The sequence below is a fragment of the Aeromonas popoffii genome, assembly GCF_000820025.1.
Lineage (GTDB): Bacteria > Pseudomonadota > Gammaproteobacteria > Enterobacterales > Aeromonadaceae > Aeromonas > Aeromonas popoffii.
In genome coordinates, this window is sequence record NZ_CDBI01000066.1 from 77273 (window position 1) to 103138 (window position 25866).

Sequence of the window (25866 nt, forward strand, 5' to 3'; positions counted from 1 at the left end):
TGCACGGGTTATGCCTTGGCCAGACTGCGCAGCCAGCGGATCTCGTCGCCCCAGATCGTCTCGTCGATGGTCTCCAGGATCAGCGGAATGCCGTCGAAGCGGTCGTCATTCATGATGTGGTGGAATACCGCCTCCCCCAGATTGCCCTGCTGCAGGCTGTGATGACGATCGACCCGGCTGCCGAAGGTGCACTTGGCGCCGTTGATGTGCATCCCCTTGAGATACTGGAAGCCGACGATGCGATCGAAATCGGCGAACACCTGGGCACAGGACTCAGGAGTGCGCAGATCGTAACCGGCGGCGAAGGCGTGGCAGGTATCGAAACAGACGCCGACCCGGTGCTTGTCCTCCACCCCGTCGATGAGGGTAGCCAGGTGTTCAAACGACCAGCCGAGGTTGGTGCCCTGTCCGGCTGTGTTCTCAATCACGGCCGTCACCCCCTGGCTGCGCTCCAGCGCCCAGTTGATGGATTCGCTCACCAGTGTCAGGCTGGCCGCTTCCGGGATCTGTTTCAGGTGGCTGCCGGGGTGGAAATTGAGGTAGCAAAGTCCCAGCTGCTCGCAGCGCTTTATCTCATCGAGAAACGCATCGCGAGACTTGGCGAGTCCGTCGGGATCGGGATGGCCCAGATTGATGAGGTAACTGTCGTGGGGCAGGATCTGCTCCGGGCGAAAGCCGGCTTTCTCGCAGGCCAGCTTGAAAGCGCGAATGCTGGCCTCCGACAGCGGCGCGGCCTGCCACTGGCGCTGATTCTTGGTAAACAGGGCGAAGGCGTTTGCGCCGATAGCCTCTGCGCGGGCGATGGTGTTCTCCACCCCGCCGGCGGCACTGACGTGGGCTCCGATATATTTCATGAGATCTCCTCTGCTCTGTGAGAGCGCCATTATGCCGATCTCCCCCGCCAGCACCAAACCGGGATCCTCGATGGCCGCCATAGACGCACTGTATGTTCGCAGACTGATTTTGCCCGCCATCAACTGTTTAAACCGGCACATCGCCGTTTCCACCAGCGAGCGACGGTGAGACCTCGACATCTTCTTCCAGTGCGCCAGCCCTTCCTTACGCATCACCAGCGCCGCCTCATGTATCGGATCTCCCTTTTTCCATAACCCCGCACGCTTGCGAGGTGAAATACAGGCTGTCGCCCCTTTGTGCGCGATCAGCTGATGGCTGGCTTTGCTGTCATAGGCGCCATCGGCATAAACTCGCCCCAGCTTGCGCCGCAGTGGGCTGAGCAATGTCGGCAGCACCTCAGCGTCAGTGGTGTCCCAGCCCCCCCGGGTACAGACCTTCTACAAGCTGGCCGAGCTGCTCACCCCGCTGATCGAACCCAAGGCCTGACGCTCGGCTGACCCCCATGAAAACGCCGGCAAGTTGCCGGCGCTTTTATTGGTCAAGATACGAACACTCAATCAGAGGACGTTTGGCTGGTAGTTTTCGAAGAGCTTGGTGTAGCTGGTCAGGGTACGCAGACTGACGCCACCAGGCTGGCCATGCTCGTCATAGAGCGCCAGCGCCCCCGTCTGCGTGTTGTGACCCAGCAGCTGATGGGTGCTCTTGTTGCTGAGCGCATCACTATTAGGCTTCCACTCCCAACGTTGTCTCAGGTCCGAGCTGCAGGTCTGCACCTTTTTGAGGTTGCTGGCATCCAGGCAGTAGCCGGTATCCCGTGCACTGACATAGCGGCCGTCCCGGTCATAGATGAAGGACTGGTCGGCCGACTTCTCGTCACAAGTCACTGCGCTCACGTTTTGCTGGGTATTGACGCTCAGGCAACGGTTGCTAAAGCCCCCCAGCTGCAGATTGACCGGGCGACCGCCGGTAAACACCGGGTGGTTCCAATCAACTTCGAAATAGTTGTATTTAGACACCCGTCTGCGCATATTGCCATCCTCGTAGCCATAGTATTTCGTCATAAATCCCATATCGGCTCCGGTGTAAATGGGACGGATATTGACCGAGGAGGTAATGGAAAACCAGGTGGTACCCGTCTCGCCCGAGCTAGCCTTGTAGATGACGTCAAGATTCGGCACGAAACCCATGTAGCTGATCGGCTTGATGCGATTGTGATCCACATTGTAGCCTCTGTGTAAATTCAGGGACTCACCGGAGTAGAGCAGAGACTCCGCAGTAGCATATTGCTCCCGCACCCAGCTGAAATTCACCTGATGGGCGCTGCCCGAGTAATTGACCCTATAGTCCTGAGTGTCATAGGTGAGCGTGCGACTCTGGGTGAAGGTGCCCGAGCCATTCAGCATGGCCTTGGGCCCAGCCTTGCTCAGATCTCCACCGCCGCTTACCCCCACAGTGACGCCGGAGGTCACACTCTGCTTATACTCGGTGTTGAGGTTGGTGGGCTGGCTCTTGAGCACAGACGCCTTGGTGTCGAGGGCTTCGATGGTGAAACTGTAATCCTGGGCGATGGCGTCTGTGGCATAGTCCCATTTTGGTGTTGATGGTGATACCCAGTCAGGCTTTTCGGTTTCAACATAGTCCAGCCTATTGTTGAGCCGGATGCCGGCACCGTGTGACTCCGCATCCAGCGAGATCCGCACCAACTTGGCGTCCGGCGTGGCGGAGCCCATGGTGCCATATTGCAGGGAGCGCATCAGATTGATCCGATAGACCAGCGAGATGTTAGGCGAGTCACAAAAATTCCTATCCCCGATACCCCAACGGTAAGAGCGCGGGAAGGTGCACTCGGAGTTGTTGATCGGGCGGTAGACGTTGAGATAGAAGGCCACGTGAGGCAAGCTGTCGCCATCGGCGGCTGGCTGGATCAGGGAGCGTTTGCCCTGCTCAGCAAGACTCTCGACCCGCTCCATCACCTGAGAGAAGGCCGTATCATCATCGACGCCCCCCAGCGGGGTAAACATCAGCGCCCCCTTGTAGGCGGAGACCAGTACCCAGTCGGCATCGAACGAGATAGCTGTCAGCCGCGCCATGGCTTTTTTGGCCTGTTGCCGCTCGTCCTTATCCGTGAGGGCGCTGAAATCGATGAAGACGCGCTCACCCTTCACCAGCACGCGTTCGTGCAGTTGCTCAGGGGTCAGCCCCCTGGTGGCTTGCTGCTCATCCAGCCAGATGCTGGCGTTGAAGTAGACAAGTCCCTGCTCCGATTGCAGGCTGGCCAGCATGCTGATGCCCTGATCGGTACGCTCGCCTATGTCTTCGGCCTGCACGCTGCCTGCCAGCAAAGCCAGGGTGAGTAAACTGAGAGTGGGAACCCGAGTGATGATTTTACGTGGTTTTTTATTTTTCATTGTTAATTCCTTGTCGAATCACGCCAGACTATTTCCATCATGAGGTGGAACAGCACCACCCTATTGTTGATGGTTATATTTCGGCGTGATACTGCTTGCTTGCCGAACAATGCCAACCATTTTTATCGCCGTGAATGAGCAGATGTTCATGGTAGGTCTTTCATATGGCAAAACAAGGACTACGATACAGTCTAGTGTGGAATATTCGGCGCTCGCCGATGCTATTACACGGTTGTCGCGCTGTCATAGCGCTGCCCCTTTTTGATGCGGGCGACACCTGTTTTTAGCCTCGCGTTCCGGTTCATCGCCTGAACGATGAAGCGGGAGCCTGATGTCTTGCGCATTCTGCCGCGAGGAAACACTCAGGGCTATGAGATAGATATCATGGGGTGACCCTCCTCTGTCTGGTGATATTATATTGTCAGCCAACGCCCGCCACAGGCTGAATATTGCCCAGTGAACCGATGATGGAAATAAATTCAGATATATTTCGTTTTCTGTCATCCTATTGATGACGGGCGTGGCATGTCTCGCTATCAGCTGATGGCAGGCTTTGCTGTCGTAAGCCCCATCAGCATCAACATGGCCCAGCGTGCGCCTCAGTGGGCTGAGCAATATTGGCAGCACCTCGGCGTCATGGACATTTTCCAACTGCAATGCTGCCGCACGATATCCGGGCTCGCTGGATCAATCGCCAAATGCAACTTACGCCAAACTCGCCGCTTTTCAGCACCGTGTTTTCTGACTTTCCACTCGCCATCACCAAATACCTTGAGGCCAGTTGGTGATGGGGGGAAGCGACTTGCCCATGATGCAGACTTGAAGGGAATAGTGGTGATCAGAACGCCACATTTTCAGTTAGTTCCATGCAAGCTGCATCGATTTTGGAAACAACGCCATAAAGTAACCAAAAGAAATTTCTTCCTATTTTTATCCTGTTAGGATAAACGTCACTATTAACTTTTATGCCAATAATAATATACTATCTATCTTGATACTTCGTTCGGGTCCTGATGGAGTTTAATTAGGTTTTGTTCGAAAGAAACTAATTACCCGCGACTTTGTGATGCAGTTCTTAACTATATATTATTTGTTTTTTTTTATGTGGCTGGTTAAGGTTCTGTGCAGCTTTATTTTGTTATCTGATTTGTGTTGATCCGCATGGATCTGATCAGGGGGTGAGAATAAGGACCTCATGAACAAAAAATGGAAAATTTATCCATTTAAAATCAATTGGTTAGGAGGTGGCGTTTTTGTGTCATATGACTTGTTCGCACCTTCCCTGAGAGTTCACATGGCGTTGGTCTTCCCTATCCATGATTTTGAGCTGCATGCGGTATGTGTCACCGGGGCATCTCCCGAGGTGGGTGGCAGGCTTCGGTAAACAAGCGGGCAGTTCGTATTACCCGCGAGAAGAGAGCGACATCACCCCCGCAGGGTAACGCCAAGAGCACAGCAGTACAGTGTGAAACAAGCCCATAAAAACAATGCCAGTCAGGCTTAACTGACTGGCATTCAGGCAGATGCCTCCCTTTGTTCTATCTGGTCGGCAGCAGGTTCGTGAACGGGTGACTCATGCTGAATCCCATCCCTGCGATCTCACATCAAGGACTTTTTCGCACCTCCCTAACCAGAACGGACATTCTCGTCTCAGGCGCCCTACGCTGCGCTCCAATATCGCGGGGTGAATTCGGCCGGTTCAGCCGAGTGGTATCCTCGCCATGACACCGGAAAGATCTCGCGGCAAGCCGGGAGCCCCCCGAAACCTACGCCCATTCTACCAGGGCTTGCTGGCTGGCACTGACGATCGGGGCCCGCCGCTGCAGCTCGGCAGAGAATTGAGCGCCAAACTGTTCCAGATACTGGCGTTGCAGCAGGCATTCATGGGGCGCGTTCACCTCGTACTCTATCAGCTTGCCGGAGATATAGGGCTGCCACAGCGACGGCTGCTGATCCTCGGGGCGCAGGATGTCGGTGGTGGCACGGATGAAGATCAAGTCGCCGTCGTAGCGTTGGTAGCTGCAGCGAGCGAGCAGCTCCAGCATCAGCTTTGAGTCATTCACCAACCGGGTTAGGAACTCCTCGCCAACCTGGCTGCCGCCCAGCACCTCCTCCATGGCACTCTTCAGCCCCTTGATACCGGCGCGCGGCGCGCCGACGATGGCGCGAGTCATCCGGGTGATGATGGTGGCGTCGTCCAGTTTCAACGAGGCCGGCCCGCCTTGCAGCGGATAGCTGTCGAACATGCACAGGAAGCTGACCTCGTGGCCGTCGGCCTGCAGCATGGCGGCCAGGCGCAGCGCCAGATTGCCGCCCACCGACCAGCCGGCCAGCTGGTAAGGTCCACTCGGCTGCACCGCCTGGATGCGCTGCCGGTATTCCTGCGCCAACTCGTCCAGCGATCCGATGACACGGTCCGGATCGCGCAGTATCGGTGACTGGATGGCGTACAGCGGCTGATCCTCCGGCAGGAAGGGCAACAGGCCGGCATAGGGCCAGGCGATGCCGCCGCCCGGATGGATGCAAAACAGCGGTGGTCGGCTACCCTGGACGCGCAGCGGCAGCATGGCGTCGAAGGGGTCGCTGAAAGCGGCTGGCCGCTCCAGGCGCTGAACCAGCTGGCGCGGGGTCGGGGCGGCCAGGAAGTCGGCGATGCCCAAGGAGACGCCAAAGGTTTCCCTGATGTTGTTAATCAGCTGCAGACCTAGCAGCGAATGCCCGCCCAGCGCGAAGAAATTCTGATTGGCGTAGACCTCGCTGCATTCCAGCACAGTCGCGAACAGCCGGCACATGATCTCTTCTTCCGGGGTGCGCGGCGGCGTTTGCTCGCCGTCGTCCTGCAGCGTCGGCGTGGGCAGTTCGCCTGTGGCCAGTTTGCCGTTGGGCGTGAGCGGGAAGACCGGGACCACCATGATGACACTGGGGATCATGTGATGGGGCAATTGACGGCTCAACGCCTGTTTCAGTCCCTCGCTGTCCAGCTCCAACTGCTGGTTGGCCACATAGCCGACGATGGCCGGACCTTGAGGCAGATCGCGCAGCAAGGCGACGGCGTCCTCTACACCGCTACAACCCAGCAGGGCGTTTTTGATCTCGTCCAACTCGATCCGCAGCCCGCGCAGCTTAATCTGGTTGTCCTGGCGGCCTTGATAATGGATGCGGCCGGCATGGTCGAAAAATACGCGGTCGCCAGCCCGGTACATGGTATTGCTGGGGTCCAGGATATCGGGGACGAAGCCTTTGGCCGTCAGCTCCGGACTGTTGCGGTAACCGCGGGCCACGCCGGGTCCGCCGATGAACAAGTCTCCCCAGGCGCCAGGCGGCAACAGCCGTTGCCGCGGGTCCACCACGTAGAGCCGGGTGTTGGCGGTGGCGGCACCGATGGAGAGGTCGCCATCGCCATAGTCGGCGTTGATCGAGGTAGCGAAGGAGGTCTCGGTCGGGCCGTAGACATTGAGCAGGCGGCAGTGGGAGAAGCGCGCCAGCAGCGCCGGCGTGCAAGGTTCGCCGCCCAGCATCAGGACGGTGTCCCGGGGGAAGTCTTCGGTCTGGTGGTAGGCCAGCAGGCTGGGCGTCATCACCAGCAATTTGATGTTTTCCCGTTTTACCAGAGCGGCCAACGACTTGCCGGGCGCGCTGGATACTTTATCACAGATGACCAGCGTGGCGCCGGCCAGCAGCGTCATCATGATTTCCAGAACCGACATGTCAAAACCGGCTGCGATGAATTGCAGCACGCGTTGGCCTGCTTGCAGCTCAGCCGCCCGGATGGCGGTGTCCGCGATGGGCACCAGGTTGCGGTGAGTCACTTCCACGCCCTTGGGTTTGCCGGTGGAGCCCGAGGTGTAGATCAGATAGCTGAGAGCCGAAGGGGCCACACGGGGGAGCGGGAGAGCGGCAGGCGGCAGCGCATCCAGCGCCGCAGCGTCCAGAAAAAGCAGTTTCTCCGGCGCGAGCGCGGTGTTGACGGCGTTGCCGGCGGTAACGATGACCGCGGCCGGCGCGGCATCGGCCAGGATGTATTCGATGCGGGCTTCCGGCAGTTCAGGATCAACCGGCACATAACCGGCGCCGAGCTTGAACAGCGCCACCGCCGCCACCGCCCATTCGACGCTGCGCGAGACGATGACGGCAACGTCATCGCCGGGCCGCACGCCACGCGCCAGCAGCAAGCTGGCCAGGCGGTCGGCGCGGTCATCCAGCTCGGCGTAACTGAGTTCGCGCTCGCCTTGGCGCAGGGCCGGCAGGTGACCATGGCTCCTCACGGAAGCAGTGAAGGCATCGGCGAAGACAGGTGAAGCGTCTGCCTGCGCCAACAACGGGTAATAGCGTTCGCGCTCGCCGGGCAGCAGCAACGGATAATCCTCGGCGAGGGTGTCCGGACCAGCGGCGAAATGCTCCAGCAACTGGGTCATCCGCGCGTAATGCAATTCCAGCGCCTCAAGCGGGTAGAGATCGGCGTTGGCGTTGAAGCCTATCTCCAACCGGCCGTCAACGTTGCGGTCGAAGATGTCTATACCGAGATGATCGGCAGGGCCATTGGCGACGTTCTGAACCGTGGCTTCACAGCCATCGAAGCCCATATCCTGCTCATAGGCAACGATATTGAGCAGGGTGTTGAACAGTGGTTTTTGGCCGCGTTCCGCGTACAGGTCGCGGATCATGGCTTCCGAACGGTAGCCTTGGTGCAGCAGATGACGCCGCAACTGGCGTTGGATGTCCGCCGCGACCGACAATATCGTGGATGCTGGCGTAAACGAAATGCGCAGTGGCAATATGTTGGCCACCATGGCTGGGATCTCGCGCAGGGCCTTTAGCTGACGGGCTGCTACCGGCATGCCCACCGCCAGATCGCTCTGGCCAGTCATCCTGTAAAGATAGGTAGCGCAGGCCGCAAGCAACACGCTGGACAGGCGAAGTCGATGCAAAGTGGCGGCTTCCCGTAACCCTTCCACCGCGGCGCCGGAAAAGGTCTTGCGCAGCCGGTTCAGCTTGCGTAGAGGCATGTCGCCGGGCACCAGCTGAGTGGGAGCGGGCAACTCCAGACAGTATTGGCGCCAGTAAGACTGGTCCTTGAGATAGGACTCGCTCTGGCGATACGCCTGTTCTGCTTCGAAGACCCGGCTCAGCGGCTGCGCTGGCAGAGACTCGATTGCCTCGCCACGCGCCAACCGGGCATAGCAGTCGGTGATGTGCTTGAACAAGATGGCGTGGCCGAAGCCGTCCACCACCAAGTGGGACCCCAGCTCTACCATGCAGTGGCGGCGGTCTGCCAGCTTGACGACCAGAAATCGAATCAGCGGTTGATGGGCAAGATCCATATCGCTGGCCAGCAACGCCTCTAACATGGCCGAGTAGGCCTGCTCCGGATCCGGTGTGGTGGACAGGTCGTGCCAGGAAAAATAGGTGTCGTGCAGTGTCGAGTTGAGGCGTTGTCGGTATTGCCCGGTAGCCTGGTCCTTTTCGAACGCGGCGCGCACAGTTTCGGCCTGCTGGCACACGGTTCTGATGGCCTGTTCCAGCAACGATGTCTGCAAATTTCCGTTGAATTCTATCACATCACACAGGTGATAATGGAGGTTGCGGCCTTCCTGACCAATAGCGAGACAGACTTCCTGCTGGGCCGCGCTCAGCGGGCAGCTTAATTCTTCATTTAACATATTTAACAAAATCCTGATGGCGATTTTTTGGTTTGCAGGAGGTGGCCTGTGACAAACAGATGAGTTACAAGAGCAATAACCTAAGAGGCTTCCCCACTGGGGGATAAAAATGGTCTCATGCGAACCCTTGCAATGGCAATTTATTTTTTAATTGGTTGCTTAGGGGCCGTCGTCATAAGATCGAGGCCCACAAGTATGTGCAGCGGATCTGCACCGCTGCCACAAACGAGCCCGTGTTTTTGGCGTATCTTGTCGCAATTCCTCGCCATTGCTTCAAATGAAGGAAGGCGTTTTCCACCAGATGCCTTGCCTTGTATAGCTCCCGGTCATACTCTCGCTGCTCCTTGCGATTACGTTTAGAAGGGATGACTGGCTCCATTCCCTTGGCGCGGGCAACCTCCATCAACGCATTGGTATCATATCCCCTGTCTGCAAATAGGTACGCAGCCTCCAAGCCCTCAATCAAGGGAGCTGCTTGCGTACAATCAGCGGTCGTTCCGGATGTAATGATGCATTTTATTGGCATTCCATGTCCGTCAACTGCCAAATGGATCTTGCTGTTTAGCCCCCCTTGGTGACCCCCATATCCTGATTACCACCTTGAGCGCCACTGGCATGGGGATGGACCTTGATATGGCTGGCGTCGATCATCAGCCATTCGTAATCAGGGTCTTTTATCAGACGTTCTTGAAGCCGAGCCCAAATCCCCTTGTCGCGCCAACGACAAAAGCGACGATGAGTGTTTTTCCAGTCCCCGTAATCAGATGGCAAGTCTCGCCAGGGAGCGCCTGTGCGCAAAATCCAGAAAACAGCATTGATAAACAATCGGTTATCGCGAGCCACGCGCCCCCAATGACCTTTCTGTCCCAGTAGATGAGGTGCAATTAAGGACCATACGCGGTCTGAAATATCGTGGCGGCGGTGAGCTGGTGTTGGCATGAGGCGATGATTTTTACGTTAACGGGGCTGGCATTGTACTGAATTTAATCAGTTCAAGACGACAGCCCCTAAGGAGGGTGCGAACGAGTGGATCGTGTCTTTATCATGAGTCACGGGACTGGAAGCAGGCGATGAGCCCATTTGTCCCTGATGGAATTGGCTGGCGCCTCTATCAACGCTACGTACCCGAGCACCCTGTTTCACCTCGGGTTTTGCCAGCCAGAGTCTGACCCACCTCGTTATCACGTCATGATTGCCTGCGTAACTGATGGTTCTTCTCAACTCTGCTTGCTGTGAACTTGTGACTCTCCCCCGCTTGCTCAGGGCCCCTCACTACCGGAAGTCGGCCCTTTTCATACCGCTATTCCAAAATCGGCTTCAAATTCTCGATCATGGGCGAGCGCGACCACAGCCACATTGTGGTGAGATCTCGCGGTGTCAGCCCATCACGCCTGCCCGCCAACTACCTGCGTGTTGAGCCTTGCGAACCGCCATGCGTAGCGCAACTCGTGCCCCGTGAACGAGTAGAATGCGCAGATAACTGTCGTCACGCTTACCGATGCCCAATCAGGTTTGCTTGCCACCACTAGCATGTTGCCGTGGCACCAGTCCCAGCCAAGCTGGCCAACTGTCGGCCATGCTTGCACTGCGTCGTATCAGCGCCAGTGGCCACCAGCGCGCTCGGCAGTTGATGAGCCCATGGCGGGTCAATCTGCTGCAATTTGCTGCTACCCTCAGAGGCAAACCATTGAGGCGCCAGTAATATCGGGGCAATCAACGCGAAAGCGGCTTGCAAGCGACTCGACATCATCAAACCGGGAGCCAGATACCATGACCATACTGCCTGTTTACGCGGCCCTGCTCGCCCTGCTGTTTGTGTTGCTGAGCATACGCACCATTCGTACTCGCCACCGTCAGGGGGTAGCGCTGGGGCATGGCGATGATCCTGCCATGCTGCGGGCCATGCGGGTGCACGCCAACTTTGCCGAGTATGTCCCCCTCGCCCTGCTGCTGATCTATTTTGTCGAATCCAGCCACCACCCCCCCTGGCTTATCCATCAGCTGGGGGCCGCGCTGCTGTGCGGCCGCCTCAGCCATGCGTTTGGCATGAGCCGCACGCCAGAGAACTTCCGCTACCGGGTGGTAGGCATGGGGCTGACCTTTACGGTGATCCTGGTGAGTGCGGCCCATATCCTGATCACGGCGCTGATCCCCTAACCGTTTGCCGACCGGCTAAACGCTGACTCGCGGACAAAAAAAAGCCCTGCCAGATTGGCAGGGCTTTTTAGATCAACCGATCAGCTGGGGAGAGAGGCTCCCGAGCCGCTTACTGGTTGTGGGTAGAGCGACGGGGGCGACGAGCCTGAGCCGGTTTACCCGCGCCATCAGCCGGACGCTGACCGCCCTGCGGCTTTGGCTTGCCACCGTTACCGGTACGGGCACCGCCGGCGTTGCCGCCATTGGCGGAGCGACCGGCGCCCTGACGCTGGCCCTGACCCTGCGGACGCGGCGCAACACGGCGCTGCTCGCTCGGATCACGGGGCTCTTTGCGCAGCGGCGCGCCGATACCACGGGCTATGTTGTCCAGCGTTTCGCGGGAGGCTTCGAAACCGACCACCTGCTCGCACGGGATGTTCTGCTTGGTCAGACGCTCGATGGCCTTGATAAGCTTGCCTTCGTCGGCAGCGACCAGGGAGATGGCGTGACCGGCAGCACCGGCACGACCGGTACGGCCGATGCGGTGAACGTAGTCCTCCGCCACGTTGGGCAGCTCGAAGTTGACCACTTGCGGCAACTTGTCGATATCCAGACCACGGGCAGCGATGTCGGTCGCCACCAGCACCTTGACGTTGCCATCCTTGAAACCGGCCAGGGCACGGGTACGGGCACCCTGGCTCTTGTTGCCGTGGATGGCGGCGGCGCTGACGCCGTTCTTGTCGAGGGTCTCGGCAACACGGTTGGCCATGTGCTTGGTACGGGTGAACACCAGTACCTGCTGCCAATCATTGCTGGTGACCAGATGGCTCAGCAGACCTATCTTGTTGGCCTTGTCACACGGGTGCACCAGCTGCTCGATACGCTCGGCAGTGCTGTTGCGCGGCGCCACTTCGATCACCGCCGGGTTGTTGAGCAGGCCAGTGGCCAGCTCGCGGATCTCTTCGGCAAAGGTCGCGGAGAAGAGCAGGTTCTGACGCTGCTTGGGCATCAGGGCCAGGATCTTGCGGATGTCGCGGATAAAGCCCATGTCGAGCATGCGGTCCGCTTCGTCCAGCACCAGGATCTCGACTTCGTCGAACTTGACGGCGTTCTGGTTGTAGAGGTCCATCAGGCGGCCAGGGCAGGCAACCAGCACGTCCAGACCACGGCGAGTCGCCATCATCTGCGGGTTGATGCTGACGCCGCCGAAGACCACGTGGCTGCGCATCGGCAGATGCTTGCCGTAGTTGCGCACGCTCTCGCCCACCTGGGCGGCCAGCTCGCGAGTCGGGGTCAATACCAGGGCGCGGATCCGGTTGGGAGAAACTTTACGCTTGCTCTCCATCAGACGCTGCAGCATCGGCAGGGTAAAGCCTGCGGTCTTGCCGGTCCCTGTTTGGGCCGCCGCCATCAGGTCGCGGCCAGCCAGAACGGCGGGGATCGCTTGCAGCTGAATGGGAGACGGGGTGTCGTAGCCTTGCTCGGCAACGGCACGCAACAAGGGTTCGGCCAGACCGAGGGAAGAAAAACTCATAATTACCTGCTAGGGATAGTGGCGCCGGGGATTTGTGGTGGGGCTCCTCTGCTGAGCCGATGCCATCTCACAAGATCTGGGCCTATTGAGAAAACAACGATTTCCCCGGGGAGCAGAGCAAAGGGGAAAGAATAGAGGCGCAGTCTAACGGAGTTGCTCGGGATAAACGAGAAAAATGTGATGCTCCTCCCAGCACGAACAGAAAAGTCCCCCACTCCCCTGCGAATAATCCTGTTGATAACAGACGCACATACCACACTATTAACTGATGACACAATAACCACCCTCGCACGCATGGGGGGCAGAAGCACGGAATAGAAGAACAGAGTAACGAGGTTTAGCTATGACCACGCGATATTGTCCCCTCGGCAATTCCCGCAGCAGATGGCAGGCAAGGATCGGCATGCTGCTTCTGCTGCTAAGCCCTGCGCTGAAAGCCAGTCAGACCATGACCGTGGCCTGGAGCCACTGGCCTCCTTTTAGCCACATCGACAACCGGGGCGAGCTGGATGGGCTGGACATCACGCTGACCCGCCAGATCCTGCAACAAGCAGGTGTTACCCCCAGGTTTCGCGAAATCCCCTGGGCACGGGCGGTGCATCTGGTGGAACACGATCAGCTGGACGTGGCGATGGCGGCATTGCCGCTGCCGGCTCGTCAAAAGTATGCCCGCTTCTCGGCGCCCTATCGCCAGAGCGCCTATGTACTACTGAGTCATAACCCCATCCCCGGTCAACAGGATCGCTGGGAGAAGCTCGATACCCTGCCGACCCTCTGTCACGAGAAAGGGCTCAAGATTGGCAAGCTGCGCGGAACTCGCCCCATCCATCAAATGGATGAGTGCCCCGCCCTCAAGGTGGCAACCGAGTACAATACCGATGATCGGCTGATCGATCTGCTGCTGGCCCATCGGCTCGATGGCATCATCATGGAGTGGCAATATGCCGGTTATCGGCTCTCCCAACTGGGTGCCAAAGGGGTGATCCGCTGTCAGTTACTGCTGCACCACCAACCGGTCAGTCTGATGTTTGCCAAGGAGAGTATCAGCGATGAGCAGCTGACCCGGGTCAATCAGGCCATCACTGCCCTGCCCAAAAACCATGGCCAGTTTTCGCCCCCCACCTGCCGCCTAGACGCGGATCCCCAGGCGGCCGATCTGCTGACCCGGCACCAACCATAGCTCTGCAACTGCCAACAGGCACTGCACAGAAATAACAAAGGCGACCCAAGGTCGCCTTTGTTATTCGTGACCGCTCATCAGCCGATGATGCGACAGGGTGCTATACCGCTCAACGCAGTTGCGGGGTATGGGTCAACACACCCTGATTCTGGGCGCGGTGGCGCAGCAGGTGATCCATCAACACCAGCGCCAGCATGGCTTCGGCGATGGGGACTGCACGGATGCCGACACAAGGATCGTGTCGACCCTTGGTGATCATCTCGATGGCCTCGCCTTCGGTATTGATGCTCTTGCCAGGCACCGTGATGCTGGAGGTGGGCTTTAAGCCTAAGCTCACCACGATATCCTGACCGGATGAGATGCCGCCCAGAATGCCGCCCGCATGGTTGCTGGCAAAGCCGGCCGGGGTCATCTCGTCACGGTGCTCCGAGCCTTTTTGCTCTACCACTGCGAAGCCGTCGCCAATCTCCACCCCTTTCACCGCATTGATGCCCATCATGGCGTGGGCGATGTCGGCATCGAGGCGATCGAAGACCGGCTCGCCGAGGCCCACCGGTACATTGCGCGCAATGACCTGCACTTTGGCACCAATGCTGTTGCCCTCTTTTTTCAGATCGCGCATGTACTGATCGAGCGCTTCCAGCTTGCCCGCATCGGGGAAGAAGAAGGGGTTCTGCTCAATCTGCGCCGCGTCGAACGCCTCGGCCTTGATGGGGCCGAGCTGGGAGAGGAAACCGGTGAGCTCGATGCCATGCATCTGCTTGAGGTACTTCTTGGCGATGGCGCCCGCCGCCACCCGCATGGCGGTCTCACGGGCGGAGGAGCGACCACCGCCCCGATAATCCCGCTGACCATATTTCTGGTGGTAGGTGTAATCGGCATGGCCCGGGCGGAACACATCCTTGATGTCGGAGTAGTCCTTGGAGCGCTGATCGGTATTCTCGATGAGCAGCCCGATGGAGGTCCCCGTGGTCTTGCCCTCGAACACCCCGGAGAGGATCTTCACCTCATCCGGTTCACGGCGTGGGGTAGTGTAACGGGAGGTGCCGGGCTTGCGCCGATCCAGATCTCCCTGCAGATCCGCTTCGCTTATCTCGAGCCCGGGCGGGCAGCCATCGACGACGGCGCCCAGCGCCAAGCCGTGGCTCTCGCCAAAGGTGGTGACCCGAAAGAGTTGGCCAAAACTGTTCCCTGCCATGGGTGCTCCTTGCTGCTTAGCTCTTGTAAATCGCGAAATGGTCCTGGTATTGCTCCAGCTCGGCCTTGGTCATCACGAACACGCCGTGACCACCGTTCTCGAACTCGACCCAGGTAAAAGGCACTTCCGGGAACTGGGCTTCCAGGTGGATCATGCTGTTGCCCACCTCGACCACCAGCACACCGTCATCCTTGAGAAAGTCAGCGGCATTGGCCAACAGGCGCTTGGTGAGCTTGAGACCATCGGAGCCGGAAGCCAGCGCCAGTTCGGGCTCGTGGCGGAATTCATCCGGCAGATCCGACATGTCTTCGGAGTCCACATAGGGCGGGTTGGAGACGATGAGATCGTACTTGTCACCCGCCGGCAGATCACGCATCAGATCGGAGCGGATCGGAATGACCTGCTGCTCCAGGCCGTGATCGGTGATGTTGCGCTCAGCCACGTTCAGCGCATCCACGCTGATGTCGATGGCATCCACTTCCGCATCCGGGAATTCATGGGCCATGATGATGGCGATGCAACCGGAACCTGTGCACAAATCCATGATCCGGGTCGGCTCATGCTTAAGGAAAGGGGCGAAGCGGTTGGCCACCATCTCGGCAATCGGTGAACGGGGGATCAGTACTCGTTCGTCCACGTAGAACTCCCAACCGGCATACCAGGCCTTGCTGGTCAGGTAGGCGGCCGGCACGCGCTCCTGCACACGGCGAATGACGAGCTCGGCGATGCGATGACGCTCGCTGGTGGTGAGGCGGGAGTGGCGCATGCCAGGATCCGCGTCCGGTGGCAGATGTAGCGTGGGCAGTACCAGCAGCACAGCCTCATCCCAGGCGTTGTCGGTACCATGTCCGTAGAAAATCCCGGCGTCGTTGAAACGACTCATGGCCCAGCGCAACATGTCCTGGATGGTGTGCATCTCGGCAACCACCTCATCGATAAATATCTTGTCCAAATCCACCTCCAAGTCGAGTAATATCCGGCCCGAGCACCCACTTACAGTAGCGGGCAAGACGCATACCTAATAAATGAGCATCTGATGAAAAAAATGCCCTCACCGACGATCGAGGAAAGCCTGCTGTTTCGCGATGCGGTCAAAGGTACCCGGAAAATTAAGCAAGATACCATAAGGGCCGACCTGCGCCCGGTCAAGCAGAAACGCGAACTGCGCGAAAGCCGCGAAAAGCTTGGGGTTGGCCACTTTTTCAGCGACGAGTACCAGCCTCATCTGGACGAGGATGGCCCGACCCGTTACGTGCGTGACGATGTGTCAAAATTCGAGCTCAAAAAGCTCAAACGCGGCATCTATCCGCCGGAGATTTATCTGGATCTGCATGGCATGAACCAGCAGCAAGCAAAACAGGAGCTGGCCGCCCTGCTCACCCTCTGCCAGAAAGAGAACATCCATGTCGCCTCCGTGATGCACGGCATCGGCAAACATATTCTCAAGCAGCGCATTCCCAGCTGGTTGGCCCAGCACCCCAATGTGCGAGCCTTCCATCAAGCCCCCCGTGAATGGGGCGGTGACAGCGCCATTCTGGTATTACTCGATATCGAAGAGTAGTTGGCCACGCATGCGCCCCACACTCGATATCAATATGTTATTGACAGTGGAGGTCGCATGTTTACTCAGGGTTCCCAGGCAGACATACCGTCATCCCTCGGCGCCGAGGCCATAGGTGCCGCCAGCAACAACTTGAACCGGGCATACCAGACTCGCCGTTTCTCGGCACTGTGTTCTCTGACTTTCCACCCGCCTTCATCAAACATCGTCAGGCCTGTCGAGTCGATCGGTGATACGACCCTTTGAAGGCTGCCGATTGGCCACCTGCACAGTGCAAGCACGCTGCTGACGCCAGGGTCGGGGGCACACAGTGGCCACTCGAACAGGGAGTTGAGTTGCCCCTGAGCTACTCGCAAAGTCAGATTAAAAATGCCCTTGAGCATCAGGAAGGTGCCGATGGTCTGGCCGGTGTATGGCTGGCTGCAGCCCCGTCGCACGTGTTGGGTGCACCACACAGCAGCTTATTTTGAAGCTGAGCGGTGTTTCCCATACCGATGCGGCTGTGGGCCATGAAACTGACGCTGACTTGTCTGATGAGCCACAGTATGCCCCGCTGGCAGCAGGGCAATCCGGGGCAGGCCACTGAGGGGTTTATGCGAGCGAGGATCGCACGGCGCGGATCAAGATATTTCTGGGGGTCATGGGTTTGTCGCAAAACTCGCCCACTTCCACCCGGTAGCCCTGTTCTTGCAGGAAGAGCGCCCGATCGAGCGCCAACCAGATCTCGAGCGGCCGACGAAACAGATGGCGTACCAGCTCCATGCGGGCGACATCGCCATAACGCGCCTCCCCCTGCGCCAGAAAAGTGGCAAGGTCCATTCCCGCAGGCAGGGCTATCCCCTTGCGCTCGGCCGCCCATTCACAAAACGCCTCGAAACTGCCGGTAAGCAGGCTTTTTTGCATATTGGGCACCGGCAGGTATTCGTTCACCCCGCGCACCTGGCGCTGCAGGCAGTCAAACCCGAGCCGCCACACCACCTCCAACTCGCGAAGGCGCGAGATGCGGGCACCTGAGGTCACCGTCTCCTGCAGCGGCAACCGCAGATCCGCCTTGGCCAGGTGCAGATCGCTGGCCCGAGCGGCGGCGGACAGGGGGACATAGTGAGAGCCACGGATCAGGTGATAGCAGCAAGGGGATATGGTCACCCCCTGGGCGCCACGCTCGGCCACCAGCGCCAGCAGATGGGTGTGCAGCTCGCCGCAGGCGTGCAGCGCCATGGCATGATGCTCGGTGGCAAGTAACTGGCCGGCATCGACCGCAAAGGCATCCGCCTGCACAAACTGCATGCGGGCCCCGTCACGCACCGCCAGCCGACGCCCCTCCTCACAGAGCGGGCCTTGCAGCTCCAGACTCAGGATCTCTGCCCGGCGATGCAGGGAAACCAGCCGCCCCAGATGCCCCTTGCCCGCGCACCACTCCAGATAGGAGCCTTGATGGGGTGGCAGGCAGCCGGTAAAGGCCTCTATCTGTGCCTGCTTGCGTCCCGGCATGTGCAGCGCCATCTCCTTGGCGCACTGGATGGGCTCGGGGGTAAAGCGCGCGAGTTCACTCAGAGCATGCAGCGTCTCCCCCGCCGGGATCCAGGGGGCTAGCAGGTCACACAGCGCCACCATGTCACCATCGAGTCGATTGATCTGCTCAAGGGGCATGGCATTGAGCCGTGCGGCCAGCGCAGGGGCCTCGTCGGCGAATGCCAGATTCAGGTGATGATAGGGTTGGTATTGCCACCAGCGCCGGGTCTCGGTCAGCAATCTATCCAGTTGTTGAAAACGTTGAGCCAGCACGCGTGCCCTGCCTTGCAGTCAAAAAAGAGGCTTATTCTAGCGATCCCTCCCCAAAAAGCACTCGCCAATGCGGGTCTACCGCCATGAAACCGAGCTCGGGCCTGGCAGGTGGTCATGCACCCCGGCTTTGCCCCGGTAAGCCGCCGTGAGCACAGGTGTCAGCCTGGCAAACAACCTGTAGCCCGGGCGTTGGCCTGACAAAGCGAGGGGTTTTATGCTATGTTTCGCCCCCTCTTTACCCTGGTTCGCTCAGGCGGGCCATTTCACCAACATGAATGGAACCAAAACATGACCATCAATGCCATCCTGCAAGCGCGCGCAGACGCCAAGTGTGAACTGTGCGGCGCCGAACAGGCACTGACTGCCTTCACAGTGCCCCACTCACCGGCCAGCGATGATGATCACAGCCTTGCCCTGTGTGACACCTGCCGTGGCCAGCTGGAGCAGCCGGAGACCACAGTGGTCAATCACTGGCGTTGCCTGGGCGACAGCATGTGGAGTCAGGTTCCGGCGGTGCAGGTCATGGCGTGGCGTCAGCTGAAAAATTTGTCCGGCCAGGGCGAAGTGTGGGCTCAGGATATGCTGGACATGATGTACATGGAAGACGAAACCAAGGCTTGGGCCGAAGCCGGTCAGGCTGGCGACGATGACGACAGCGTACCGACCCTGGATTCCAACGGCGCCATGCTGGTCGAAGGCGATTCGGTTACCTTGATCAAGGATCTGGACGTCAAGGGCGGCGGCTTCACCGCCAAGCGCGGCACCCTGGTCAAGGGCATCCGCCTGACCAACAACCCGCTGCACATCGAAGGCAAGGTCAACGGCGTGCAGATAGTGCTGGTCGCCGCCTACCTCAAAAAAGCCTGATATAACCCGGTTTGCCAGTGATACCAAGAGCGCCCCACGGGGCGCTTTTTGCTGGCCACGCTATGCCGCATATACCTTCTGGTCATCGCCCAACCCAAACCGACGTCTCCTGCAACCGAGGCTATACGCAGCTAATGCTGCCCTGTTTTGCCTCACTCCCCCGGCTGAAATGTGCAGTTTTTTTCGACAGAGACTTGCCTCATACGGAAACCTTGTGACACTCTGGGACGTCGATGGACAGACTCACGGACACTCACAGTGTCCCCACTGCAAAAGGAGCAACACAGATGGCCAAAGCCAGCAAGAAAGATATCAAGAAGAAGATCGCCGCTCGCCTCGAGAAAATTGCCAAGCACGAAGGCAAGATCAAGAAGCTGAAAAAAGCCCTGAAATAAGGGCCGGCATGATAAACAAACCGCCATCAGGCGGTTTTTTTATGGCGGCATTAGCCGCAAGCCACCCCCAAAGGCCATGGCTGCCAACGCCTGGCCAGCACCAACACCTCTTGCTCCAGCCACAACCCGTGTGCGATCAGATGCGTGAGCGCCTCCGCCAATGGATCACCGGGCCTGCCTGCCGCAAGTTCGGTACACCAAGGGATTTTACCTCTGTTGACCTGTTGCCCCTCAAGCCGATGGGTCAGAGGGCGAGCATAGTGATGGATATACGCCATCAGAGTGTCGGGCAACCAGAGTGCGAGGGGCCGATGAATGGCACCGGCCAGCTCGGTGGCAATATCCAATCCCCGCTGATCCAGATCCCCAAAGTGAGCCCAGGGCACAGCCGCAGGCAACAGCGGAATCACTTGCCGTGCCAGCTTGGTATTTCGGCCAGGCACATAAAGCAGCAGGTCCCCCGCTTGCAGTGGGTAATCCACGAAGGCGCCCTTGTTCTCCACCGTTACTATCTGCCGCCCTTGCCACTCAATGCCCTGCAACCTGGCCACGCTGCGCTCCGGCAAGGCCAGCTCTCCCAATAGCGCCATCTGTGCCGTCATCTCGTGGTGCTGACCGCCCAGATCGATGAGTGACAGCGGGCTCAGGGTACGCAGCCGGATCACTTCATCCTGCGTCAGTGCTATGTCCATCGCACCTTGAACTGGGCCTGTGTCGCTACGTGGATGCTTGCTATCCCCATGCCAGAGGGCATGAAAACTGGCCTGATTCAGGGGCGATGGCAGCGTCAATCCTAGGGTCTGCACGCTGTCTCGTTTGTCCAGCATCTGAGGCATTGTTTGGGTCAGCTGCTTTGCAAGATAGTCGTGCCCTTCGGGGGTCAACATATAGCGAGCGCTGCGCCCCACCGGCTTGACACCGCCCACAGCCTGCAACAAGGCAAGCAGCTCTTGTCCATGCTTGCTATCGAGTGAATACCCCTTCTCATTTGTGCTATCCAACAAACGGGCACAGAGATCCTGTACTTTGCGATCATCAAACAGTGACATCCTCGCCTCCTCATTACGGTGCCATATGACCAAGTAGAGAGGATTTTACTGTCCGTTACCGTGACCCGTCTCGCACCAGGAAAAGTCCTCTCGCGGCCCCCCACGCAGTAAGGTGCACGGCCCCGCAGGATCTGCCCGCAGCTTCACTGGTAAACCCGAGGTAAACACGGCAAGCTGGATGGGTCTGTGCCAGCCAACACGCCACCCCGTTGGTACAAGCCTGCTTGCTGACACCATCTCTCCGAGGGCGACCCCATGACCCAGTCGACAAAACAACCGCCGGTTTCCTCCTGGCATCTTTCCGATATCCGCGAGCTGGCCCACTTGCTCACCCAGGCCCTGCCTGCGGCAGTGCAGATCACCGAGGCCGTCCATCAGGCGGTGTTGAGTGGCATGGGAATAAGGGGTAAGGCCCAGGGTCAGACCCGGGGGATCACGGGTCTGGTCTACAAGGGGGTACACGGCGCTGCCCATACCCTGAGCGGTGGTATCCATGCCCTGCTTGCCCGTTTGCCGCCAACGCCTCCCTTGCACCAGATCCCCGAAACGCCCAAACGCGCCGCCCTGCTCGCCACCCTCAATGGGGTGATGGGGGACAAGCTGGTCGAGAGCCACAATGCCCTTGCTACCCCCATGACACTGCGCTATCACGGTGAGCCCCTGGACTGGCACGCCATGCCGTCGAGCCTGCCCGCCGAGAGCCGGGTGCTACTGATGGTGCATGGCCTGTGTATGAACGATCTGCAGTGGCAGAGCCAAACCAGGGGGAAGGAAAAAGAAAAAACGCTCAACCTGGGGGAGAGGCTGGCCAACGAACTGGGCTATGTGCCCGTCTATGTGCGCTACAACTCGGGCCTGCCCGTTGCGCAAAACGGGCGGGAGCTGGCTAGCCAGCTGGCCCAGCTGACACGCCATTGGCCTGGCCAGATCAGGGAGATTAGCGTGCTGGCCTACAGCATGGGGGGGCTGGTGATCCGCAGCGCCTGTCACCATGCCCGCCAGCGTGAGATGGACTGGCCCGACGTCCTGAAAAACATGGTGTTTCTCGGCACGCCGCATCATGGCGCCCCCCTTGAACACGCCGGTCACTGGCTGGAGCAGCTACTGCCAGCCACCGCCTATACCCAGCCCTTTGTCAGGCTGGCACAGCTGCGCAGCGCCGGTATCAAGGATCTGCGTCACGGCAAGGTGATGGACTCGCCGCCCCCGCAGGGCGATACGCACACCTTGCCCGATCCTCGCCCTCCCATGCCCTTGCCCACCGGCGTGGCCTGCTTCACGGTAGCGGCCACCACGGCGGCCAAGCGCGGTCTGCTGGCTGATCGGCTGATCGGCGATGGCCTTGTGCCCCTGCGCAGCGCCCTCGGCCAACATGACGAGGTGCGCCACCAGCTGGCATTCCCCCCTTCCCACTGCTGGATTGCCTACCGCACCAACCATATGGCCCTGCTCGGCAGCCTGCAGGTCAGTCGTCAGCTGCTGCAGTGGCTCACCCCCGTTCACGCAGAGTGCTGCCCGTCTGGGGAGCATGGCCAGAACGCATAACGGGCGCAATAAGCCAAGGCTCGCTGAAGTTCGCACCAGCACAAGGTCAAAAACCGCCCGTGGGCGGTTATTTCATTGCGTGTCACTCACATCAATCTGGCTCGACCAAATACCCGGATTGAGCTGCCGGGTTCGGCCGGGATCTCGGCGTGCAGGTGCGACGCCATCCCCATATCCTCCCCCTGGAAGAGATCTATGATGCCGCCGTGGGGCCAATGGATATCTCGCAGGTAACCGGCAAAGGCAGCGGTGGCTGCACCTGTGGCAGGATCCTCATAGACGCCACCATAGGCGAAGGGGTTGCGGGTATGAAACAGCTGATCCCGGGCTGCATGGGCCAACAATATGGTGACCAATCCTTCCCTTTGCATCAGGGTTCACCCCTGCGCCAGTTCGTAGTGCATGGCCGAGAGCGCAGCCCGACTGTTCAGGGCCAGCACCAAGTGATCGGCGCCGCCATGGATGAGGGCTGGCGGAATGCGGGGATCCAGATCAGCTTGGGTATAACCAAACAACGTCAGCGCGGCACTCACCAACTCGGCCGGGGCCGGCTTGCTGCGGGTCGGCGGCGATTGCAGCGCCGCCTGCCACTGCCCCTCCCCATCCTGCCAGCCCGACACCTTGATCTCGGTCTGATTGAGGTGCAATGCATACTCCCCTTCCCCAAAACGCCGCGCCAGTGCCACACCCAGGGCGATGGTGGCATGACCGCAGAAGGGCACCTCGGCCTCGGGGGAGAAGTAGCGCACCCGCCACACCCCAAATTCAGCAACGTGCCTGGCAGTCACGCCCCTCCGGGGTGAACCTGGTGGCGACAAGGGTACGGCGAAGGCCGTTTCCGAGAATCCCACCAGGGAGGCGATGCGTTGCATCTCCTCTGCTGCGGGCAAGCGAGGCCCCAGCCAGACACCGGCAGGATTCCCTCCTTGCAGCCCATCAGAAAACGCGGCGATCCGCACCAACTCAGGCTCCAACGGGGAGGCTAGCTCCTTCATAACCACTCCTTGCTTACGTGCTGAAAAAGACGGGGGCTCACTCTGGCGCCTGTTTACGACCCCACGCAAGGGACTCGTGCAAACGCAGGCCATGCCGCCATCCATAAGATAAGCAGACCCAGCTTACCCGTTAAATTAAATGCCGCACAGGTGCCGCTTGGGCGCCGCGGATCCGGACAATGGCAACTAGCCTTGTAATGCGTGTCTGTATACGGTCCTGCAGTGGAGAACCCTATGTATTCGTACACCCTCACTTTCAAGGAAGAGATCGACAAGTTGACCGCCCCCGAGCAGGAGATCACCTTGCAAAGCCCCGCCCAGGCTGGCGACTTTATTATTCTCTCCGACGGCAGCCGCCATCAGGTGATGTTTGTCACCCACCGCGCCCACTACAGCAGCCTCTATCTCGATAAAGGGGTCAGAGTGCCGCAAAGCTAGCGAAGATCATCCCTCAGTTTGCGAAAGCAAAAGAGCGGCACCTGGCCGCTCTTTGATCTCTCTGTATGTGGATTTGCTGTCACAGCACCTTGATCACCGGTTGGTGCACTATCTCGACGTCGTTTTTATAGACCACCAGCTCACCCGGTGGCACGCCACGCTCACCCAGTACGGTGACAACACACTCGTAGCGGTAGGGGCCGCTTTTGAATTGATAGGTATGGTTGCCCCCCGTCCCATCCACCCTGACAGTGCCATGTTTCAGCACCAGATCCGGCTTGTCACTGAGCGCTTTGCCCTTGGCCCAGGAGGCGTAGCGATAGCGGCTATCACCCAACTCGTCGATGCGGATGGTGAATTTCTCGGTCTGCCACATCAGCTCGGGGCTCTTGTACTCCCGCACGCTGGGATGCAGGTCGCTTTTCTGTCTGGCGATAAGCTCCCCTTTCAATTTGGCGGCCCGCGCCGTCTGATGATGGATACCGATCACCTTGCCCTCAAAATCCATCCAGACCTCGCCACTGCCCAGCATGATGCCGCGCCAGCCCATGGTCTGCCAATCCTGTCCGACCCGGGAGCTGGCGATGCTTTTTAAAATGGCGTCATCAAACACCTCGTCAAAACGGGTCAGCATCTCCGCCGGGGTTTTGATGGCGGGAATGGGATACTCCAACTTGAAGGGGTATTTCATTTGATTGGCAAGGGCCTGATGATCCCGGGCTTCTGCCGCATCGACCAACTGCTGCACAAAGGGACGATACTCGGCTGGCAACCGCTCCTCGTCGGCAGATGCGGGGAGCGCTCCCCAAAATGTACTCAGCAACACAGTAGCCAACAACCCAATGCGTCTGCCAGTTCGGTTAAATAGCACCTTGATATTCATGGCAATACTGTGTGTCAGTTTCACGCCTCCCCATATCAATAAACCATCAAACGTTCTCATCAGAGAGTGCTAGCTTGCAGACTTGATGGATTTTTTCACTTTTTTCAGTGCCATCTGCCGCTTGAGTGGAGAAAGATAATCAATAAACAGATTTCCATGAAGATGGTCAATTTCATGTTGCATGACAATCGCCAAAAACTCACTGCTCTCGATGGTAATGGGTGTGCCCTCTCGATCCAGTGCAGATACCACCACCGAGCGGTAACGCTCAACATCCGCATAATAATCGGGAACAGATAGACACCCCTCTTGCCCAAAAGCCTTGTCAGTCCCACTGTTCACTTCCGGATTGATCAATACCAGCGGTTGATCCCTGCTCTCTGACAAGTCGATAATAACGATGGCCTCTTGACGGCCGACTTGAGTCGCGGCCAAACCAATGCCATTTTCCGTCGCATACAGGGTCTCCAGCATGTCGTCAATCAGCCCCTGCACGGCAGTGATATCCTCAACCCGTTCGGCTTTTATTCTCAACCTGGGGTCGGGAGCTGTCAAAATATCCAGAATCGCCATCATCACCCTCTATCAACCATTATTTTCTTACCAATGAGCGGGACAAGGAGACAAACGCCTGATCTCCCTCTATCACCTTGTAACCGAGGCGCTGATAAAACCGTATCGCCCTCTGGTTGTCTGTGAAGCTGGACAAGGTCACCCGGCATTTTCCCTCACGCTCTGCCTCGCGATGAAGCCGCGCCATGACGGCAGCGCCAAGCTGCCGACCCTGATACTGGGGGAAAATGATCAGCAAATGAACGTGCAGCGCATCGTCGTATGGTTTGCAACAGAGCAGACCGACACGCTCACTGCTCTGCAGGATCCACGAGAACCAATGCGGTTGATATGCGCAGGTTAAGCGCTCGCGCTGAAATTCGTCATCCCAGCCAAAGACCGCCTCAACATAGGGAAAGAGCCCCTGTTTGACCGCAGCAAAAACCTGTTCGAACTCACTCTGTGGAACACCCGCCAACTCGATTTCCATCTCATCCCCTGTTCAAGTGATATCGACGCCTCAACATTGCTATCGCGTCGTTAAGCATGTGCCTCCAGCCATTGCTGTTTTGCCTCACCCAGCCCTCTATTATCCCTCATTGTTGGTATCATACCGACCGAGGCGCGGATGAAAAGGGTCATTGATTAGACATCATGTTAATCCCCCACCACGTTAGCATCGATGAAATATCAACCATATTTTTTCAAATTTTATTTAGCCTCAGCTCTGACATGGTCAAATGTCCCAAAGCAGTGACAATCACTTTTTATTTTATCTACTTCATCAAAACCATGTAAAACTCAACAAACATGTCTTTCGATAAA

17 protein-coding genes and 7 pseudogenes are annotated in these 25866 nt (G+C 58.6%); 7 read left to right on the forward strand and 17 right to left on the reverse strand.

What is annotated here, in order from left to right; translation table 11 throughout:
• Nucleotides 1-8 precede the first annotated feature (8 nt).
• From nfo to BN1129_RS22650, 4 genes and pseudogenes are all read right to left on the reverse strand, one after another.
• Entirely contained in the window at nt 9-854 is an 846-nt protein-coding gene (gene nfo / locus BN1129_RS14180) for a deoxyribonuclease IV (protein ID WP_042037393.1), read from the reverse strand.
• 69 nt (nt 855-923) lie between these two features.
• A pseudogene (locus BN1129_RS23480) lies at nt 924-1259 on the reverse strand (transposase); the annotation flags it as partial.
• Between the two features lie 153 nt (nt 1260-1412).
• Nucleotides 1413-3263, reverse strand: a complete 1851-nt coding sequence (locus BN1129_RS14185; protein ID WP_042037361.1) for a leukocidin family pore-forming toxin — start codon at nt 3261-3263, stop codon at nt 1413-1415.
• A 528-nt stretch (nt 3264-3791) separates the two neighbouring features.
• A pseudogene (locus BN1129_RS22650) lies at nt 3792-4045 on the reverse strand (transposase); the annotation flags it as partial.
• Between the two features lie 491 nt (nt 4046-4536).
• Between BN1129_RS22650 and BN1129_RS24240 the strand changes: the two are divergent.
• A pseudogene (locus BN1129_RS24240) lies at nt 4537-4767 on the forward strand (IS4 family transposase); the annotation flags it as partial.
• A 262-nt stretch (nt 4768-5029) separates the two neighbouring features.
• Here the strand turns inward: BN1129_RS24240 and BN1129_RS14190 are convergent.
• The 3 genes and pseudogenes from BN1129_RS14190 to BN1129_RS22660 all read right to left on the reverse strand — a co-directional run.
• Complete coding sequence (locus tag BN1129_RS14190) at nt 5030-8923, reverse strand: non-ribosomal peptide synthetase (protein WP_042037362.1); 3894 nt, start codon at nt 8921-8923, stop codon at nt 5030-5032.
• Nucleotides 8924-9095: 172 nt separating this feature from the next.
• Nucleotides 9096-9862, reverse strand: a protein-coding gene (locus BN1129_RS22655; protein ID WP_157013412.1) for an IS5 family transposase whose coding sequence is annotated in 2 segments (ribosomal slippage) — nt 9096-9487 and nt 9487-9862 — 768 coding nt in all. Because the reading frame shifts where the segments join, the coding sequence is not laid out codon by codon here.
• A gap of 353 nt (nt 9863-10215) precedes the next feature.
• Nucleotides 10216-10604: pseudogene (locus tag BN1129_RS22660) on the reverse strand (transposase); the annotation flags it as partial.
• Between the two features lie 89 nt (nt 10605-10693).
• On the opposite strand from BN1129_RS22660, the gene BN1129_RS14205 reads away from it, so the two are divergent.
• Nucleotides 10694-11080, forward strand: a complete 387-nt coding sequence (locus BN1129_RS14205) for an MAPEG family protein (RefSeq protein ID WP_042037364.1) — start codon at nt 10694-10696, stop codon at nt 11078-11080.
• 109 nt (nt 11081-11189) lie between these two features.
• Here the strand turns inward: BN1129_RS14205 and BN1129_RS14210 are convergent, their stop codons facing one another.
• The gene (locus BN1129_RS14210) at nt 11190-12593 is read right to left on the reverse strand and encodes a DEAD/DEAH box helicase (RefSeq protein WP_042037365.1); all 1404 of its coding nucleotides are present in this window, start codon (nt 12591-12593) and stop codon (nt 11190-11192) included.
• Between the two features lie 343 nt (nt 12594-12936).
• Here BN1129_RS14210 and BN1129_RS14215 point away from each other — a divergent pair, with 343 nt between their 5' ends.
• Nucleotides 12937-13773: a substrate-binding periplasmic protein gene (locus tag BN1129_RS14215; RefSeq protein WP_042037366.1), complete on the forward strand. Its 837-nt coding sequence runs from the start codon at nt 12937-12939 to the stop codon at nt 13771-13773.
• Nucleotides 13774-13882: 109 nt separating this feature from the next.
• On the opposite strand, the gene aroC is transcribed toward BN1129_RS14215, so the two are convergent.
• Together aroC and prmB are read right to left on the reverse strand one after the other, a co-directional pair.
• Nucleotides 13883-14971, reverse strand: a complete 1089-nt coding sequence (aroC, locus tag BN1129_RS14220; RefSeq protein WP_042037367.1) for a chorismate synthase — start codon at nt 14969-14971, stop codon at nt 13883-13885.
• Nucleotides 14972-14987: 16 nt separating this feature from the next.
• A complete protein-coding gene (prmB, locus tag BN1129_RS14225; protein WP_042037395.1) occupies nt 14988-15923 on the reverse strand; it encodes a 50S ribosomal protein L3 N(5)-glutamine methyltransferase in 936 nt (311 codons plus the stop codon).
• An 84-nt stretch (nt 15924-16007) separates the two neighbouring features.
• Here prmB and smrB point away from each other — a divergent pair, with 84 nt between their 5' ends.
• Nucleotides 16008-16532, forward strand: a complete 525-nt coding sequence (gene smrB / locus BN1129_RS14230; RefSeq protein WP_042037368.1) for an endonuclease SmrB — start codon at nt 16008-16010, stop codon at nt 16530-16532.
• Between the two features lie 146 nt (nt 16533-16678).
• Here the strand turns inward: smrB and BN1129_RS14235 are convergent.
• Both BN1129_RS14235 and BN1129_RS14240 read right to left on the reverse strand, forming a co-directional pair.
• Nucleotides 16679-16972, reverse strand: a pseudogene (locus BN1129_RS14235) (transposase); the annotation flags it as partial.
• A gap of 151 nt (nt 16973-17123) precedes the next feature.
• Nucleotides 17124-18352: pseudogene (locus BN1129_RS14240) on the reverse strand (methyltransferase).
• Nucleotides 18353-18605: 253 nt separating this feature from the next.
• Between BN1129_RS14240 and BN1129_RS14245 the strand changes: the two are divergent.
• Nucleotides 18606-19184 (forward strand): PhnA domain-containing protein, encoded by a 579-nt coding sequence (locus tag BN1129_RS14245; protein ID WP_042037370.1) that lies wholly within the window; start codon nt 18606-18608, stop codon nt 19182-19184.
• Nucleotides 19185-19629: 445 nt separating this feature from the next.
• On the opposite strand, the gene BN1129_RS14250 is transcribed toward BN1129_RS14245, so the two are convergent.
• On the reverse strand, nt 19630-20628 hold the full coding sequence (locus BN1129_RS14250; protein WP_042037371.1) for a Wadjet anti-phage system protein JetD domain-containing protein: 999 nt from the start codon (nt 20626-20628) through the stop codon (nt 19630-19632).
• A gap of 255 nt (nt 20629-20883) precedes the next feature.
• On the opposite strand from BN1129_RS14250, the gene BN1129_RS14255 reads away from it, so the two are divergent.
• The gene (locus BN1129_RS14255; protein ID WP_042037372.1) at nt 20884-22173 is read left to right on the forward strand and encodes an esterase/lipase family protein; all 1290 of its coding nucleotides are present in this window, start codon (nt 20884-20886) and stop codon (nt 22171-22173) included.
• A gap of 86 nt (nt 22174-22259) precedes the next feature.
• Here the strand turns inward: BN1129_RS14255 and BN1129_RS14260 are convergent.
• Nucleotides 22260-23168, reverse strand: a pseudogene (locus tag BN1129_RS14260) (PhzF family phenazine biosynthesis protein).
• A 234-nt stretch (nt 23169-23402) separates the two neighbouring features.
• On the opposite strand from BN1129_RS14260, the gene BN1129_RS14265 reads away from it, so the two are divergent.
• A complete protein-coding gene (locus BN1129_RS14265) occupies nt 23403-23606 on the forward strand; it encodes a hypothetical protein (protein WP_042037373.1) in 204 nt (67 codons plus the stop codon).
• 79 nt (nt 23607-23685) lie between these two features.
• Here the strand turns inward: BN1129_RS14265 and BN1129_RS14270 are convergent, their stop codons facing one another.
• The 3 genes from BN1129_RS14270 to BN1129_RS14280 all read right to left on the reverse strand — a co-directional run bounded on the left by BN1129_RS14270 (nt 23686) and on the right by BN1129_RS14280 (nt 25531).
• Complete coding sequence (locus BN1129_RS14270; protein ID WP_084204663.1) at nt 23686-24489, reverse strand: hypothetical protein; 804 nt, start codon at nt 24487-24489, stop codon at nt 23686-23688.
• A gap of 69 nt (nt 24490-24558) precedes the next feature.
• Entirely contained in the window at nt 24559-25062 is a 504-nt protein-coding gene (def, locus tag BN1129_RS14275; RefSeq protein WP_042037375.1) for a peptide deformylase, read from the reverse strand.
• Between the two features lie 19 nt (nt 25063-25081).
• Complete coding sequence (locus BN1129_RS14280; RefSeq protein WP_042037376.1) at nt 25082-25531, reverse strand: GNAT family N-acetyltransferase; 450 nt, start codon at nt 25529-25531, stop codon at nt 25082-25084.
• Between the last annotated feature and the right edge of the window lie 335 nt (nt 25532-25866).

Excerpts from the sequence above, each read along its gene's own strand:
- BN1129_RS14270 (WP_084204663.1), bottom strand. The coding sequence starts at position 24,489 with ATGAATATCAAGGTGCTATTTAACCGAACTGGCAGACGCATTGGGTTG.
- nfo (WP_042037393.1), bottom strand. The coding sequence starts at position 854 with ATGAAATATATCGGAGCCCACGTCAGTGCCGCCGGCGGGGTGGAGAAC.
- aroC (WP_042037367.1), bottom strand. The coding sequence starts at position 14,971 with ATGGCAGGGAACAGTTTTGGCCAACTCTTTCGGGTCACCACCTTTGGC.
- smrB (WP_042037368.1), top strand. The coding sequence starts at position 16,008 with ATGAAAAAAATGCCCTCACCGACGATCGAGGAAAGCCTGCTGTTTCGC.
- BN1129_RS14245 (WP_042037370.1), top strand. The coding sequence starts at position 18,606 with ATGACCATCAATGCCATCCTGCAAGCGCGCGCAGACGCCAAGTGTGAA.
- BN1129_RS14280 (WP_042037376.1), bottom strand. The coding sequence starts at position 25,531 with ATGGAAATCGAGTTGGCGGGTGTTCCACAGAGTGAGTTCGAACAGGTT.
- BN1129_RS14185 (WP_042037361.1), bottom strand. The coding sequence starts at position 3,263 with ATGAAAAATAAAAAACCACGTAAAATCATCACTCGGGTTCCCACTCTC.
- BN1129_RS14210 (WP_042037365.1), bottom strand. The coding sequence starts at position 12,593 with ATGAGTTTTTCTTCCCTCGGTCTGGCCGAACCCTTGTTGCGTGCCGTT.
- BN1129_RS14255 (WP_042037372.1), top strand. The coding sequence starts at position 20,884 with ATGACCCAGTCGACAAAACAACCGCCGGTTTCCTCCTGGCATCTTTCC.
- BN1129_RS14215 (WP_042037366.1), top strand. The coding sequence starts at position 12,937 with ATGACCACGCGATATTGTCCCCTCGGCAATTCCCGCAGCAGATGGCAG.
- BN1129_RS14250 (WP_042037371.1), bottom strand. The coding sequence starts at position 20,628 with ATGTCACTGTTTGATGATCGCAAAGTACAGGATCTCTGTGCCCGTTTG.
- BN1129_RS14265 (WP_042037373.1), top strand. The coding sequence starts at position 23,403 with ATGTATTCGTACACCCTCACTTTCAAGGAAGAGATCGACAAGTTGACC.
- BN1129_RS14190 (WP_042037362.1), bottom strand. The coding sequence starts at position 8,923 with ATGTTAAATGAAGAATTAAGCTGCCCGCTGAGCGCGGCCCAGCAGGAA.
- BN1129_RS14205 (WP_042037364.1), top strand. The coding sequence starts at position 10,694 with ATGACCATACTGCCTGTTTACGCGGCCCTGCTCGCCCTGCTGTTTGTG.
- def (WP_042037375.1), bottom strand. The coding sequence starts at position 25,062 with ATGGCGATTCTGGATATTTTGACAGCTCCCGACCCCAGGTTGAGAATA.